The following is a 13,400-nucleotide window of genomic DNA, read 5'->3' on the forward strand; positions in this document are numbered from 1 at the left end:
GAGCGCGAGCCGCAGTCCGACGACCTCGGCCACGCCGCCGATGATCACCGGCCCGAGCATGAGCCCCGCGTACCCGAGCGTCGCGACCTGGGCGAGCGCGAGCCGCAGTCCGACGACCTCGGCCACGCCGCCGATGATCACCGGCCCGAGCATGAGCCCCGCGTACCCGAGCGTCGCGACCTGGGCGATCGCCGCCCCGGCCCGCGCGGGGTCGTGCTCGCCCGCCGCGGAGAACACCTGCGGCACCATGGTGGCCAGGCCCAGGCCGAACAGCCCGAACCCGGCGATCGCCACGGCAGGCTCGGCGAGCAGCAGCGCGAGGCCGAGCCCGGCGGCGGCCAGCACCCCCGACGCGCGCACCAGCGCGACGGGCCCGAACCGCAGCGCGAGCCGGTCGCCCGCGAACCTGCCCACGGTCATCGCGGTGGAGAAGGCCGCGAACGCGATCGCCGCCAGACCGGTCGCGGCGCCGAGGTCGTTGTGCAGGTAGACGGCGCTCCAGTCACCCGCCGACCCCTCGCCGAGCAGCCCCGCGAACGCCATCGCGCCCATGAACACCACCCTGCCGTGCCACCTGACGCGCCTGCCGGGGGGCCGCTCGTGGTGGGCGGGCGAGGAGGGCAGCAGCGAGCTCCGGGCCAGGACGGCCAGGACCGCCAGCGGGATGGTGACCACGGTGAACGTGACGCCGGGGGAGACCTCCAGCCATGCCGACAGCGCGCCAGCCGCGGCGCCGACCAGCCCGCCCGCGCTGTACATGCCGTGGAAGGAGGACATCAGCGGCCTGCCGTACGCGCGCTCCACCTCGACCGCGTGGGTGTTCATCGACACGTCGAGGAAGGCGTTGAGCAGCCCCCACACGAACAGGACGACGATCAGGACGGCCAGGTTCGGGGCGAACCCCGCGGGGATCATCGCCAGGCTGCAGGCCGCCCCCGCGGGGGTGACGACCCTTGCGCTGCCGAGGCGGTCGGTGAGGCGCCCCGCGACCTGCATGCCGGTGACCAGGCCGACGGCGACCGCCAGCAGGGCCAGGCTGAGCTGGCCGTCGCCGAGCTGCAGCGATGCCTTGACGGTGGGGATGCGGGCGGCCCACACTCCTGAGACGAGGCCGAGCAGGGCGAAGGAGAAGCAGACGGCGACCCTGGCGCGGCGTGCGATCACTCGGTGAGTCTGTCAGACGAGCACCTTGTCGACGAAGGCCGACAGTTTGCCCCTGGTGCGCTCGATCTGCTCCTCCACCGAGAGCGACTCCTCCATCCGGCCGCCCGGGTCGGGGGACTTCACGCCGCGAACGTAGAGCGAGCAGTCCAGGTCGGTGCAGATGTAGACGCCCACGGAGTTGCTCTGCCGTCCCGCCTCGCCGGCCCTGCGGGCCGTCATCAACGACACGCCGTTGCCAGGGTGGGTGGTCAGGCACAACGAGCACATGCTGCGCTGCAGGAAACTGCGCTGCTGGGCGGGGAACCTGAGCGCGACGCCGACGAGCCGCCCGGCGTGCTCGGTCACGATGTAGCTGCGCTCGGGCGCGCCGGGGTCGCGCCAGCCCAGGAAGTCCAGGTCCTCCCATGATCTGCCGGCGAGATCACGTGGTACGGCCAGGCGCTTGGCATCGCCCTTGGAACAGTTGACGAACGACGCACGAATATCCTGCTCGGTGAGTGGCTTCATGCGGCGAACGGTATCCTTGCCTAGGAGTATTAGGCAAAGGAGTTTTCGTGGCGCGTGCTGGGCTGACGACCGACCGCGTGGCGACCGCCGCGGCCGACCTGGCGGACCGGATCGGCTTCGACAAGGTGACGATCTCGGCGCTGGCGCGCGGGTTCGGGGTCAAGGACGCCAGCCTGTACTCCCACGTCAGGAACCTGCAGGATCTGCGCAACAAGGTCGCGATGATCGCCGCTCGCGACATGGCCGAGCGCATCGTGCCCGCCGTCGCCGGCCGGGCGGGCAAGGACGCGCTGGTGGCCTTCGCCCACGCCTACCGCGACTACGCGCTCGCCCATCCCGGACGCTACGCCGCTGGGCAGAGCCAGCTCCCGCCCGAGCTGGTCGCCGAGTCGCAGGCGCACCAGCGCGTCTTCGAGGCGTGCTACGCGCTGCTGCGCGGCTACGGCCTGTCCGAGCCCGACATGACCGACGCGGTGCGGGTCCTGCGCAGCGCCTTCCACGGATTCGTGAGCCTCGAGGCGAGCGGCGGCTTCGGGCATCCCCGCGACGTCGGCGCGTCGTGGGAGCGCGCCATCGACGCCCTCCACTCGATGCTGGAGCACTGGCCCAGCTGATCAGCGCGGTAAAGCGGTGGCACCTGGCGTCGACGGCGGCGGTCGGTCATGTCGCTGGCGTCGACGGTGACGGCGACGGTCAGGCAGCGGTCAGGCGATGGCGGCGCCTGGCGTCGACGGTGACGGCTGCGGTCAGGCGGTGGTGCCGGCGTCGACGGTGATGGCGGCGCCGGTGATGTTCCTGCCGCCCTCGCCCGCCAGGTGCGCGACCGTGGCGGCGACGTCGCCGGGGTCGAGGTAACGGCCCAGCGCGGTGTAGGCCCGCTCCTGCTCCGCCTCGGGGCTGTCGGCCGGGTTCATCTCGGTGTCGGTCGAGCCGGGATGCACGAGGTTGACCGTGATGCCGCGCGGGCCCAGATCCCTGGCCAGGCCCTTGGTCAGGCCGATCAGCGCCGACTTGCTCATCGCGTAGAGCGTCCATCCCGGGTACGGCACGCGCTCGGCCAGGCTGCTGCCGATGCTGATGATCCGCCCGCCGCTTGTCATGTGCCTGGCGGCGGCCTGGGCGAGGACGAACGCGGCGCGGGCGTGGACGGCCAGCGTGGTGTCGACCTCGTCGAGCGTCACCTCCTCCAGCGGGCCGAACGGCGCGATGCCGGCATTGCTGACCACGATGTCGATCCGGCCGAAGGCGGTGACCGTACGCTCGACGGACGCGACGAGCTGGGCGGCGTCGCTCGCCTCCGCCTCCACGGCCAGCCCGCGGCCACCGGCGGCTTCGATCTCCTTGACCACCGCGGCGGCGCGTTCGGCCGAGCGCGCGTAGGTGATGACCACGTCAGCGCCCTCGGCGGCCAGCCGCGCGGCGATGGCGGCGCCGATCCCGCGGCTTCCTCCGGTGACGAGTGCGACCTTGCGCGTCATGACATGCTCCTTATCCGGAATGCGTTCCGCTTGAGAGTAAAGCGGAATGCGTTCCGGTTGCAAGGGGTCCAGTAGCCTGGTGATCGTGAACGCCGTCGCGAACCCGCGGCGCGAGCGGGTCGACGCCGCTCGCAACCGGGCGAAGATCCTCGCCGCCGCCGCCGACATCGTCGCGATCCAGGGCGTCGAAGGGCTGTCCATGGCGGAGGTGGCCGCGGCCGCCGGCGTGGGCGTCGGCACGCTGTACCGGCGCTTCGGTGATCGCTCGGGGCTGGCGTACGCGCTGATCGACTCGCGGGAGCGGGAGTTCCAGGCGGCCTTCATCGAAGGTCCGCCGCCGCTGGGGCCGGGCGCGGGCGCGCCGGAACGGATCCGGGCGTTCCTGCACGGGCTGACCGACAGGACCGTGGAGCAGCTGGACCTGTTGCTGATGGCGGAGACCGCCTCGCCGTTCGCCCGGTACGGCGGCGCGTACGACGCCTACCATGCCCACCTGTCGATGCTCATCGGGCAGGTCAGGCCGGAGGCCGACGGCTACGTGCTGGCCGACGCGCTGCTGGCGCCGCTGGCCGCGCCGCTGCTGGCGCACCGGCTACGGGCGTGCGGGGTGACAGCCGAACGCGTGAAGGCGGGCCTGGACGACCTGGTGGCCGCCTTCGCCTGACCGGCCGCCCTGGGCTCGGCGCCGAGTGCGGCACCATGCGGACGCGGGAGCGCTGCCCTCCCGCCCGGGGCTCGCGCACGGGCGGGACTGTCGGTGGCGGGGTGCAGGATGGTCGGATGAGTTCGTGGCAGGAGTTCGAGAAGCAGGCGCCCGACCTGGCGACGCGGGTCCGCGGCCTGTTCGACACTCGCCAACACAAGACGCTGGCCACCATCAGGAAGGACGGCTCGCCACGCATCAGCGGCACCGAGGTCGACTTCAGGGACGGCGAACTGTGGCTGGGGTCGATGCCGGGCGCGATGAAGGCGCTCGATCTGCGGCGTGATCCGCGGTTGGCCCTGCACGCGGCGCCGACGACGCCGGACGAGGACGACCCGTCCCAATGGGCGGGAGACGCGAAGCTTTCGGGCAGGGCGGTCGAGGTCACCGATCCGGAGGTGGTGGCGAGGTTCGAGATGCCGGGTGAGGGCCCGCACCTGTTCCGGATCGACGTGACGGAGGTGGTGTGGACCAGGGTCGAGGGCGACCAGCTGATGATCGACATGTGGCACGAGGGCCGCGGTGTCCGGCGGGTGGAACGCCAGTAGGAAATCTACTTTGTAAAGGCATCGGGCTGGTTCGACCCGACGCCTCAGTGCACGGAGAAGCCGCCGTCGACGTAGAGGATCTGCCCGGTGACGAAGGCGGCGGCCTCGCCGGCCAGGAAGACGGCGGCGCCCGCGAAGTCGGCCGGCACGCCGTTGCGGCCGACCATGTGGCGGGCGGCGAGCTCCTCGACGCGTCCGGGGATCGACTGGGCGGGCTCGGTGAGCGGGGTGAGCACGAACCCGGGAATGATCGTGTTCACCCGCACGCCGTACGGTGACCATGCCTCGGCCTGGGAGCGGGTCAGGCCCGCGATGGCCGCCTTGGCCGCGCCGTACACACTGCTGTTGCCGAAGGCGCTGACCGTCTGCTGCGAGCCGATGTTGATGATCCTGCCCCAGCCCTGCTCGACCATGTGGCGGGCGACGTGCTGGCCGAGCAGGTAGGGGGCGGTGAGGTTGACGGCGATGGTCTGCTCGTAGTCGTCGTCGGTGAGCTCGGCCATGGGCTTGCGGATGTTGTTGGCCGCGTCGTTGACGAGGATGTCGACCTCGCCCGACTCGGCGCAGACCCGGTCGACGTCGGAGCGCACGCCGAGGTCGGCGCTGATCCACGAGGCTTTGACGCCGTGGGCGTGGAGTCTGGCGGTGGCCTGTCGCAGCTCTGGTTCCCTGCGGGCGACGATGGTGATCTCGGCGCCCGCACGGCCGAGGGCTTCGGCGATGGCGTAGCCGATGCCGGAGCTGCCGCCGGTGACCAGTGCCTTGCGGCCGTGCAGGGAGAAGAGCTCGCGCAGGTAGTCGGACACGAGGCGACAAGCTATCACTCGCGCGGATGCCGCCTGGATCAACCCCGGAGTTGGCGGGTGATGGAGGGGTCGGTGATGGCGGTGTCGTTCGCCAGCAGGAAAGCCTTGCTGAGGATGAGCGCCAACCGGCCGTCCTCCTCGAACGGGAGGAACAGCCCGGCATGGGGGTCGCGTCCGGAGACGATGCACAGGTAGGCGTCGTTGGGTTCCATCAGGATGTTCGCCGACCCCAGGTGGATCTTGTAGGTGCGCAGGTCGCCCCGGACCACCAGGAAGCGGTCGGTCATGGTGCACCGGTCGGCGATGGCCGTACGCCCGATCAGTCGCGACAGCGCGTCGCGGCGCACCTCGGCGGAGGGCGGCAGCGCCGCGAACGAGCCGGTCCGCCAGTAGTCGCGCAGCCGGTCGGGCCCTTGATCGGCCCACTGGGGGTCGGCCGCGATCGAGGTGACGGCCACGAACAGGTCGACGTCGCGCATGGCCTCGCTGAACACCAGCGGCGGGACCTGCGTCAACGGCGCCTGGTGCCATCTGCCCTCGGCCGACCGGTGGAAGCGGACCTGGTCGGTGAGCGCGTAGCCCTCGTCGTACAGACCGTGGTCCAGCGTCACCCGCCACTGTCCGCCCGCCAGCACCCGCCGGGCACCGTCCCCTTCGCTGCCGCCGTCCCACCACCCCAGGTATTCGGACTGCCAGCCGCGCTGTTTGAACAGCGCGCGGAGCTTGCGGTAGTCGACCACGTGCCCGGCGAACCGGTTGGAGTAGGTGGCGGTCGTCTCCTCGGCCGGGGTGAGCAGGTAGACCTCGCGGAAGGCCTGCTTGTACGGCTGGCGCAGCTGCTTGTCCTGCACCACCTCGCGCCAGGCGCGGACCTCTTCCAGGGACGCGCGGGCCGGATGCCACAGCCGTACCGGCACGTCGGGCACGGCCAGCCCCAGTTCGCTGCGCCACACGCCGGGCGAGATCTCGAACTCCCAGATCAGCCGGTCGGTGAGTGAATGGCCCTCCAGCTGCCGGTACGGCGGGGCCGTCTGGCTGGTGTATCCGGCTTCCAGCGCCCTGATCAGGGTGGCCTGCTGCTGCAGCGTCTGCTTGGCCAGCTCGCGCAGCCGCTTGACCTCGTCGGGGTGCTCCCGCCTGACCGCCGCCGGGACGGCCTTCAGCTTCTTGTCGCCGTGCCACCACGACAGCTCGACCCCGCCGTCGGTGGAGATCACCGCGGTGTGCTCGCCGACGGCCTGCCGTACCCGCCCGTCGGGCAGCCGGAAGGCCACCTCCAGCCGGTCGGCCAGGGCGGGCTCGATGCGCTTGAACATGCGGTCCAGTTGCTTGGGCACTCCGGCGTGCCGGGTGGTCTGGCGGGCGGCGCGCAGTGAGGAGATGGCCTCGGGGGTCGGGTGGTCCTCCACGGCGCGGGCGATTTCGAACAGCAGCCCCTGCGACGGCAGGGTCTTGGCCTGGGTGGGCGCCACCGCGATCCCGCGCAGCAGCCTGTCCAGGAGGTCGGGCAGCCAGGGCTCGTCGCGGAAGAGTGCCAGCCGTACGGCCCGGCCGAGGGTGGCCTTCTCTCCGTCGTCGAACGCCTTGTCCGCCTGGTAGGCGATCTCGCCGGTGTGGATGGCCGCGACGCGGGCCTCGGCCGCCTCCAGCGCCGTTCGGGCGAATTGCGGGTAGCCGGGCTGGCCGTTGAGCCATTCGATCACCCGGGGGAGTGGCGGGGCGGGGTATGGCTGGTCCCGTACCGTCTCGGCGAACAGCGCCCGCCGTTCCACGTCCCAGCCGAGCAGCAGGTCGATCTCGGCGATCGCGATGGGCCCGCGCCCCTCGGCGAGCTGGGCGCGCACGTCGGCGTCCATGGCCGCGATTCCCGCCGCCACCAGCACGGGGAAGGGTTTGACAGGTCGTCTTTCCTCGCGCAGCAGGAATCCGACCAGCTCGCGGGCCGGCGCGGCCATCCGCTGCCTGGTCTGTTCGTCGAGCGCGCGCTGAGCCGATATCGGGCTGCCGTCGTCGACGGGGACCGGCGCGCACAGCGCGGTGCTCAGCTGGGAGGCCTCGGGCCAGTACGTGGCGTCCTTGGTGGCCCCGGTGATCAGATCGAGCAGGCGCTGGGCGAGGGGGGAGAGGTGCATGCCGATGTCTATAGCAGTCGTGAACGACAGAAGCCTCGGTGTCGGCGGCTACGGGGTCTCGTCGGCGGGGGTGCGCTCGGCCAGCCGTTCGTAGCGCTGGCGGGCGGCCTGTGGGGTGCCGAGGCCGAGGCCGAAGGCGATCTCGGACCAGGTCATGCCGCGCCCCCGTGCCATCTGCAGCAGCCCTGCCTCCAGCGCGTCCAGCTCGCCGCGCACCAGCGGGATGAGGCTCAGGGCGGCGGTGATGTCGGGCTGGTCCACCTCGGGTTCGCCGTCGTCGAGCTGGGCGGCCCCGCTGAGCAGGAACGAGACGAGCCTGACGGCCTCGTGCGGGGCGATGGCGGAGGAGTGGATCTGGCGGCTGCGCTGTGCGTCGGTGGCCGCGTGGCGCTCGGCGATGCGCAGCAGGGAGGCGTGGACGCGGTGGGCCCGCGCCTGGTCGGGGTGCGGGGGAGTGAAGGGGTCGGTCGATGTCATGTGATCAGCATGGCGGGACCAACAAACTGCTGTCAACTCATCATTGTGAACATTCTGTTCATAGCGTGGTCTTTGCGATGGCGTGACCGTCGGGAACGGCGACCGCGGGAAACCCTCCACCTCATGACGCGCGACCCGGGAGATCCCGAGCGGGCGGCAGCGCAGCCCGGCGTCTCGTCCGGCCGGGCAGGGGTCTCGGGCATCGCCGCGTCGACGTGGCTCGGCCTGGCCGCCGCCGGCACCATCGGCGCGCTGTTCGGCACTCCGGTCGCCGCCGCGCTGATCCGGGGGTCGAAGTGCAGCGGAACGAAAACGTACGCTAAGCCCGTTCTTGCAGGTCAACCGTGAGGTCTTTCCTCCCTGGTCGCGGGCGGGTACGGGTTCGCCGTGTTCCCGCTCCCGGTGGCCGACGAGCTGCCGGGCACGGCCGCGGTGCGAGTCGCCGCACCCCGCCAGGTCCACCGGACCGAAGCGCCCCACCCGAGGAACCCGGACGATCGGGGTGCGCGCCGCCGTCACCGCGCTCATGCACCCCTGAGGCGCTCCGGTCCAAGCCTCAGTAGGCCGTGACCCGGTCGGGTTCCGGGGCAGGTTCGGTCGCACGGTCCTGCCTGTGGCCGCCTGCGGTGGGCCGCGGGCGGATCGGCCACCACATGGCCCGGCCGAGGAGTGCGGCAAGGGCGGGGAGCAGCACCAGCGACACGACGAGCGCGGAGAGCATGATGCCGAGCGTCATCGCGAAGGCCATCTGCTCGTTGCCCGGGGACGTGATGAGGCTGGCGAAGGAGGCGGCCAGTACCACGCCGGCCGTCGCGATGGCCGGTGTCGTGTGCTGTACGGCGCGGGCCACGGCGGCGCGAGCCGTACCCGGTCGCCGCAGCTCCTCCCGGATCCGGTCGGTGATCAGGATGTTGTAGTCGGTGCCCAGCGCCACGACGAACAGGAACAGCACCAGCGGGAGGGCGAAGCTGACGCCCGGCTTGCCGAGAACGTGCTGGAACAGCAGGGTGGCGGCACCGAGGGTGGCGGCGAAGCCGAGCCCGACGGAGAGCATCAGGATCACCGGTGCGAGCAGGCTGCGCAGGAGCAGCAGGAGGATCAGTGCGATCAGCCCGGCCGCGACCGGGAACACGATCTTCAGGTCGTGGTCGACGGCGGTCGACATGTCGGCGATGATCGCCGGCGTCCCGCCCACGTGTGCCGTCGTCCCGGCGGGCGTGTGCTGGGCGACCGCTGCCCGGATCGGTCCGGAGGCCAGGTCGCGGGCCTGCTGGCTCTGCGGGTCCGCGGTCGGGTAGAGATCGATCCGCGCAGCACGGTGGTCCTTGTTCAGGACGGTCCGTGCGACCTGGCCCACGCCCTTGACCTGGGTGAGCGCACGGGAGAGACCGTCGAGCCGGTCTGCTGTGAGGGCGCCGCCGTCCGTGGCGGTGACGAAGACGCTCGTCGGGTCCGACACGCCGGCTGGCAGCGTGCGGGAGATCTCGGCCGCGGTGGCCGCGGCGGGGGTCTGGGCACCGGAGCCGCCCTGACCGTAGTCCATGCTGATGCCGATCAACCCGGCGGCCAGCGCGGCGAGCAGGGCGACGGAGGCGGTCAGCATCATCAGTGGTCGTCGCGTGACCAGCGTGCCCAGGCGGGCGGCACGACCCTCGCGCGGCTCGCCGCTCAAGGCCGCCCGGGAGGGCCAGAACATCTTGCGCCCGGCGGCCGCGAGCAGCGCCGGCAGCAGGGTGAGGCTGCCGAGCAGCATCACCAGGACCGCGACGGCGATCGCGGGGCCCATCGAGCGGAACTGCCCGAAGGTCGCCAGGCCCAGTGTGGCGAACGCGGCCACAATGGTCAGCGCCGCCGAGGTGATCGCGGTGCCCACCCGGCCGGAGACCTGTGCGGCCACCTCGCGGGCGGACTGCTCGGGCCTGGCCCGCAGCTGCTCGCGGAAGCGGAACAGCAGGAACAGCAGGTAGTCGATGCCGATGCCGAACAGAACCACGTTGATCAGCCCCGGGGTGCTCGCGTCGAGCTTGAGCCCGGTGAGCATCGCGGCACCCGCGACGGCTCCCGCCGCCACGAAGCCGATCACGGCGACCGCGAGCAGCGGCAGCAGGGCCGCCAGCACACTGCGAAACACCAGCACGTTGAGCAGGATGATGAGCCCCATGATGAGGCCGCTCCCGACCGTCGTGGCGGTCTTGCGGGAATCGACGGTGTCGACGGTGTCGGCGAGAGCACCGGTGAAACCGGCACGCATCCCCGCCTCGGAGAACTGCGTCCGGGCGGCCTCCCGGAAGGTCCGGTAGACGCCCTGGACCCCCTTGTCCGCGCGATTCCCGATCAGCTCGACGGAGAGCAGTTCGAAACTCCGGTCGGGCGCCGTCATCGCCACGGCGATCCGCGGGGTCTGGGAGCGGTCCGGGACCAGGAACTGCTGCGGGCCGTCGTCTTCCCTGGGCATGATCACCCGGCGCTTGGCCAGCTTCGCCGCCTCGGCCCCGACCCGCTTCTGGTCGGCGGCGCTGAGTGCCTTGCCGTCGGACCGGGCGACCAGCACCGTCACCGTGGTGGCGTCGGGGTTCACCCCGAACTGCTCCTCGGCGATGTGCAGCGCGGCGGCCGAGTCGTAGCTCCGGGGCAGGAAGTCCCCGGTCTGGTTCTGGGTGACGCGGTCGAACAGCGTCGGGGTCAGGGCACTCAGTGCGACACCCAGCGCCGCCCAGAGGGCGATGACCTTCCATGGGTGTCTGGTGGAGTATCCGGTCAGGGCGCGGATCACGATGTCCTCCGGCGGACGGACTTGAATGCGGACGTCTGCCGGGGGCTCCCGGCCGGTATCCAGACCATCACTCCGAGAGGCGGCAAGCCTCCTGGCAACGGATGATCCGGACCGGGGCCCTGGGTCCTTCCCGCGGCTCGCGACCAGGCCCCTGGTCCTGGTCCTGGTCCGCGAACCACCGTCGCCGGTGCTGGCACCGCGGCTGCTGTGCAACCCTGGTCCGGGGGCCAGGAGGCCGGATACAGGGGGAACAGACATGCCCAGGAGCCGACACGTCGGGCCTGGCGATGCCCGAAAGCTGCCGCATATCGACAGCGCCGAGCCGCCGTGGACCCGTAACGACGCACTCGTGACCGGCGGGGCGTGCGTGATGAACCTGCTCAGCTACGTGTTCTTCAACGCCCCCGACGGCCGGCACGCCGTGAGCGTGACAGGGTTCCTCCTCGTCGCGCTGGCAGCCCTGCCGCTGCTCGCCCGGCGCCGCCACCCGGTCGCGGCGCTCGCCGCCGTACTGGTACTCGATGCGACGGCCACCCTGACCGTGCCGCTGCCCACGCACTTCGGTGCCGTCCTGGTGGTCGCCCTGTACTCGGTCGCCAGGGCCTGTCCCGGCTGGGTTACGGCGGTCGCGGCCGCCGCAACGGTATCGCTGACGTTGCTGAGCCAGAGCAACGGCCGCATTCCGCCCTGGCAGGACGCCGTTACCTCGCCCCTCACCACCCTGATCGTCGTCGGCACCGCCATGGCGGTCAACCGTTGGCAGCGGGAGGTAGCGGCCAACCGCAGACTCCTTGCCGACCGTGCGGTGGCCGACGAACGCCGCCGCATCGCACGGGAGTTGCACGACATCGTGGCCCACCACATCACCACCATGCAGCTGATGGCCGGCGGAGCCCGGGCCAACATCGCCCAACCGGAGGTGGTCCGGGACGCCCTGGTCACCCTGGAGGCCTCCGGGCGGCTTGCGCTGCGTGAGATGCGGCAGCTCCTCGACGTGCTGCGGGACGGCGACGAACCGGAGGCCGCGCCGTCACAGCCCCAGCCAGGCGCCGACGACCTCGGCCGCCTGGTGGCCGAGTCCCGCCTTGCCGGACTGCCGACCGAGTTCAGCGTCCACGGGCCGCAGCGCCCGTTGCCGCCGACCGTCGGCCTCACGGTGTTCAGGATCGCCCAGGAGGCCCTCACCAACGCCCGCAAGCACGCGGGGCCCGCCCGCGCGTCCGTACGGCTGACGTACGGACAGGATCGGGTCACCGTCGCGGTGCGGGACGACGGCGGGGGCACACCGCCGCAGGAGGGGGCGCCGACGGTGGGCTCCGGCGGATACGGCCTGATCGGCATGCGCGAGCGCGTCGCCCTGCACAGCGGCACCCTCACGGCCGGCCCGCAGGCCGACGGGGGGTTCGCCGTGGTGGCCGACCTGCCGCTGACCACGGACGAGGCGGCCGAGGCAGCCGTCCAGCACGAGGGGGCACGCCGATGACCGGGACCGGGCCGACGCCGCCGCCGCCGCCGCCGAGGATCAGGGTGCTGATCGTGGACGACCAGCCGCTGGTACGGCGCGGGCTGTCGCTGATCCTCTCCCCCGACCCGTCCTTCGAGGTGGTGGGAGAGGCCGAGAACGGCGCGCAGGCCGTCACCCTCGCCCGCCAACTGCACCCCGACGTCGTGGTGATGGACATCCGGATGCCCGTCCTCGACGGGGTCGGCGCGACCAGGGAACTCGCCGCCACCGTGCCCGGCTCCCGGGTTCTGGCCCTCAGCACCTTCGACATGGACGAGTACCTCGTGGGCGCCCTGCGCGCCGGAGCCTACGGGTTCCTGCCCAAGGACAGCTCCCCAGAGGACCTGAGCGCGGCGATCCGCACCGTCCACGCCGGCGAGGCTGCCGTCGCCCCGCGCCTGCTCACCCGGCTGATCTCCACCTACGTACGCGCACCCCACGGTGCGCCACCGACCCCCACGGGCCTGGGTGAACTCACGCCCCGCGAGGTCGAGGTATGGCGTCTGATGGCCACCGGCCTCGACAACACCGGGATCTCCCGCGTCCTGGACATCAGCCTCTCCACCGTCAAGAACTACATCACCAGCATCTTCGACAAGCTCGCCGTCCGCGACCGCGCCCAGGCGGTCATCGCGGCCTACGAATCGGGCCTGGTCACTGCCCGAGCGGCAGTCGGCGACCCGCCGGGCGACGGGCACACCGGATAGCGGGGACCGGTGCGCTCACTTCCCGCACAGGGTGGTGTCGAGAAGGGCCAGGACATCGGGGGCCCTGCTTGGCGGGTGCGCCGGCGGCGGCGACGGCGGGGCAGTCCTCGGTAGCACCGGTGCGCGTCCGGGGATGTCACCACCGCGACCCCAGCTCAGCGCGCCGCAGCTCAGCGGCGTGCTGGCCAGCCCGAGGCCGTACCGGGCGCCGGACCACCATCCGGCCTCGTCGGAGACCTTGACAGTGGTACGCGTCTGGGCAAGCTGCTCGGGCTTTGAGGAGCTTGCCGCCGAGCAAGGCGGAGAAGAAGCGGTTCAGATCGCTCGGGGTGGAAACGATCTGGCCGGCCGCCCAGGCCAGGAGGGGTCCATCTCCGTGATGTCCTGCAGCGGCGCCCTCGGCCTCTCCGCCGGCCCCGGCCGGATCACCTTCGCCGCGATCAGGTACTCGCACACCGGCCGGAACAACAGCGTCGGCGAGTCGTGCTCCATCGCCCGCGCCAGCAGGAGTTCGTCCAGCTACTTCAACTACAGCTCGCCCGCCGGCCGCCGCCGCAGGTACTTCGCCACCAATCGCAGATGATCCGTCCGCGTCTTCACT

14 protein-coding genes are annotated in these 13,400 nt (G+C 71.7%); 7 read left to right on the forward strand and 7 right to left on the reverse strand.

Going from position 1 to position 13,400, the window contains the following annotated elements; translation table 11 throughout:
- Both ACFXJ8_RS34330 and ACFXJ8_RS34335 read right to left on the reverse strand, forming a co-directional pair.
- The coding region (locus ACFXJ8_RS34330) for an MFS transporter (RefSeq protein WP_379648159.1) at positions 1 to 1,164 on the reverse strand (1,164 nt) is incomplete at its 3' end.
- 12 nt (positions 1,165 to 1,176) lie between these two features.
- Positions 1,177 to 1,671 (reverse strand): FBP domain-containing protein, encoded by a 495-nt coding sequence (locus tag ACFXJ8_RS34335; RefSeq protein ID WP_379648160.1) that lies wholly within the window; start codon positions 1,669 to 1,671, stop codon positions 1,177 to 1,179.
- Between the two features lie 47 nt (positions 1,672 to 1,718).
- On the opposite strand from ACFXJ8_RS34335, the gene ACFXJ8_RS34340 reads away from it, so the two are divergent.
- On the forward strand, positions 1,719 to 2,285 hold the full coding sequence (locus tag ACFXJ8_RS34340) for a TetR/AcrR family transcriptional regulator (RefSeq protein ID WP_379648161.1): 567 nt from the start codon (positions 1,719 to 1,721) through the stop codon (positions 2,283 to 2,285).
- Positions 2,286 to 2,417: 132 nt separating this feature from the next.
- Here ACFXJ8_RS34340 and ACFXJ8_RS34345 read toward each other — a convergent pair whose 3' ends face one another.
- Positions 2,418 to 3,149 (reverse strand): SDR family NAD(P)-dependent oxidoreductase, encoded by a 732-nt coding sequence (locus tag ACFXJ8_RS34345; RefSeq protein ID WP_379648162.1) that lies wholly within the window; start codon positions 3,147 to 3,149, stop codon positions 2,418 to 2,420.
- 85 nt (positions 3,150 to 3,234) lie between these two features.
- On the opposite strand from ACFXJ8_RS34345, the gene ACFXJ8_RS34350 reads away from it, so the two are divergent.
- Positions 3,235 to 3,813, forward strand: coding sequence for a TetR/AcrR family transcriptional regulator (locus ACFXJ8_RS34350; protein ID WP_379648163.1), 579 nt, complete (start codon positions 3,235 to 3,237; stop codon positions 3,811 to 3,813).
- A 116-nt stretch (positions 3,814 to 3,929) separates the two neighbouring features.
- Positions 3,930 to 4,400: a pyridoxamine 5'-phosphate oxidase family protein gene (locus ACFXJ8_RS34355; RefSeq protein WP_379648164.1), complete on the forward strand. Its 471-nt coding sequence runs from the start codon at positions 3,930 to 3,932 to the stop codon at positions 4,398 to 4,400.
- A gap of 44 nt (positions 4,401 to 4,444) precedes the next feature.
- Here the strand turns inward: ACFXJ8_RS34355 and ACFXJ8_RS34360 are convergent, their stop codons facing one another.
- The 3 genes from ACFXJ8_RS34360 to ACFXJ8_RS34370 are packed head-to-tail and all read right to left on the reverse strand — an operon-like array spanning position 4,445 to position 7,815.
- On the reverse strand, positions 4,445 to 5,206 hold the full coding sequence (locus tag ACFXJ8_RS34360) for an SDR family NAD(P)-dependent oxidoreductase (protein ID WP_379648165.1): 762 nt from the start codon (positions 5,204 to 5,206) through the stop codon (positions 4,445 to 4,447).
- A 38-nt stretch (positions 5,207 to 5,244) separates the two neighbouring features.
- Positions 5,245 to 7,338 carry a DUF4132 domain-containing protein gene (locus ACFXJ8_RS34365; protein ID WP_379648166.1) on the reverse strand — a complete coding sequence of 698 codons (2,094 nt, stop codon included), beginning with the start codon at positions 7,336 to 7,338 and terminating at the stop codon, positions 5,245 to 5,247.
- Between the two features lie 48 nt (positions 7,339 to 7,386).
- Positions 7,387 to 7,815, reverse strand: a complete 429-nt coding sequence (locus tag ACFXJ8_RS34370) for a DNA-binding protein (RefSeq protein WP_379648167.1) — start codon at positions 7,813 to 7,815, stop codon at positions 7,387 to 7,389.
- Positions 7,816 to 7,938: 123 nt separating this feature from the next.
- On the opposite strand from ACFXJ8_RS34370, the gene ACFXJ8_RS34375 reads away from it, so the two are divergent.
- Positions 7,939 to 8,163 (forward strand): hypothetical protein, encoded by a 225-nt coding sequence (locus tag ACFXJ8_RS34375; protein ID WP_379648168.1) that lies wholly within the window; start codon positions 7,939 to 7,941, stop codon positions 8,161 to 8,163.
- Positions 8,164 to 8,371: 208 nt separating this feature from the next.
- Here the strand turns inward: ACFXJ8_RS34375 and ACFXJ8_RS34380 are convergent, their stop codons facing one another.
- Positions 8,372 to 10,588, reverse strand: coding sequence for an MMPL family transporter (locus ACFXJ8_RS34380; protein ID WP_379648169.1), 2,217 nt, complete (start codon positions 10,586 to 10,588; stop codon positions 8,372 to 8,374).
- A 256-nt stretch (positions 10,589 to 10,844) separates the two neighbouring features.
- Here ACFXJ8_RS34380 and ACFXJ8_RS34385 point away from each other — a divergent pair, with 256 nt between their 5' ends.
- The 3 genes from ACFXJ8_RS34385 (at position 10,845) to ACFXJ8_RS34395 (ending at position 13,382) form a co-directional block, all read left to right on the forward strand.
- Positions 10,845 to 12,071: a sensor histidine kinase gene (locus ACFXJ8_RS34385; RefSeq protein ID WP_379648170.1), complete on the forward strand. Its 1,227-nt coding sequence runs from the start codon at positions 10,845 to 10,847 to the stop codon at positions 12,069 to 12,071.
- Positions 12,068 to 12,799, forward strand: coding sequence for a response regulator (locus tag ACFXJ8_RS34390; protein ID WP_379648171.1), 732 nt, complete (start codon positions 12,068 to 12,070; stop codon positions 12,797 to 12,799). Before ACFXJ8_RS34385 ends, ACFXJ8_RS34390 begins: the two co-directional genes overlap by 4 nt.
- A 376-nt stretch (positions 12,800 to 13,175) precedes the next feature.
- Positions 13,176 to 13,382, forward strand: coding sequence for a hypothetical protein (locus ACFXJ8_RS34395; RefSeq protein ID WP_379648172.1), 207 nt, complete (start codon positions 13,176 to 13,178; stop codon positions 13,380 to 13,382).
- Positions 13,383 to 13,400 lie beyond the last annotated feature (18 nt).

Source organism: Nonomuraea sp. NPDC059194 (genome assembly GCF_042754765.1).
Classification (GTDB): Bacteria; Actinomycetota; Actinomycetes; order Streptosporangiales; family Streptosporangiaceae; genus Nonomuraea.

What these genes read in the sequence shown, in the direction of transcription:
- ACFXJ8_RS34365 (WP_379648166.1), bottom strand. Translation starts at nt 7,338, where the DNA reads ATGCACCTCTCCCCCCTCGCCCAGCGCCTGCTCGATCTGATCACCGGG.
- ACFXJ8_RS34335 (WP_379648160.1), bottom strand. Translation starts at nt 1,671, where the DNA reads ATGAAGCCACTCACCGAGCAGGATATTCGTGCGTCGTTCGTCAACTGT.
- ACFXJ8_RS34370 (WP_379648167.1), bottom strand. Translation starts at nt 7,815, where the DNA reads ATGACATCGACCGACCCCTTCACTCCCCCGCACCCCGACCAGGCGCGG.
- ACFXJ8_RS34345 (WP_379648162.1), bottom strand. Translation starts at nt 3,149, where the DNA reads ATGACGCGCAAGGTCGCACTCGTCACCGGAGGAAGCCGCGGGATCGGC.
- ACFXJ8_RS34390 (WP_379648171.1), top strand. Translation starts at nt 12,068, where the DNA reads ATGACCGGGACCGGGCCGACGCCGCCGCCGCCGCCGCCGAGGATCAGG.
- ACFXJ8_RS34375 (WP_379648168.1), top strand. Translation starts at nt 7,939, where the DNA reads ATGACGCGCGACCCGGGAGATCCCGAGCGGGCGGCAGCGCAGCCCGGC.
- ACFXJ8_RS34355 (WP_379648164.1), top strand. Translation starts at nt 3,930, where the DNA reads ATGAGTTCGTGGCAGGAGTTCGAGAAGCAGGCGCCCGACCTGGCGACG.
- ACFXJ8_RS34385 (WP_379648170.1), top strand. Translation starts at nt 10,845, where the DNA reads ATGCCCAGGAGCCGACACGTCGGGCCTGGCGATGCCCGAAAGCTGCCG.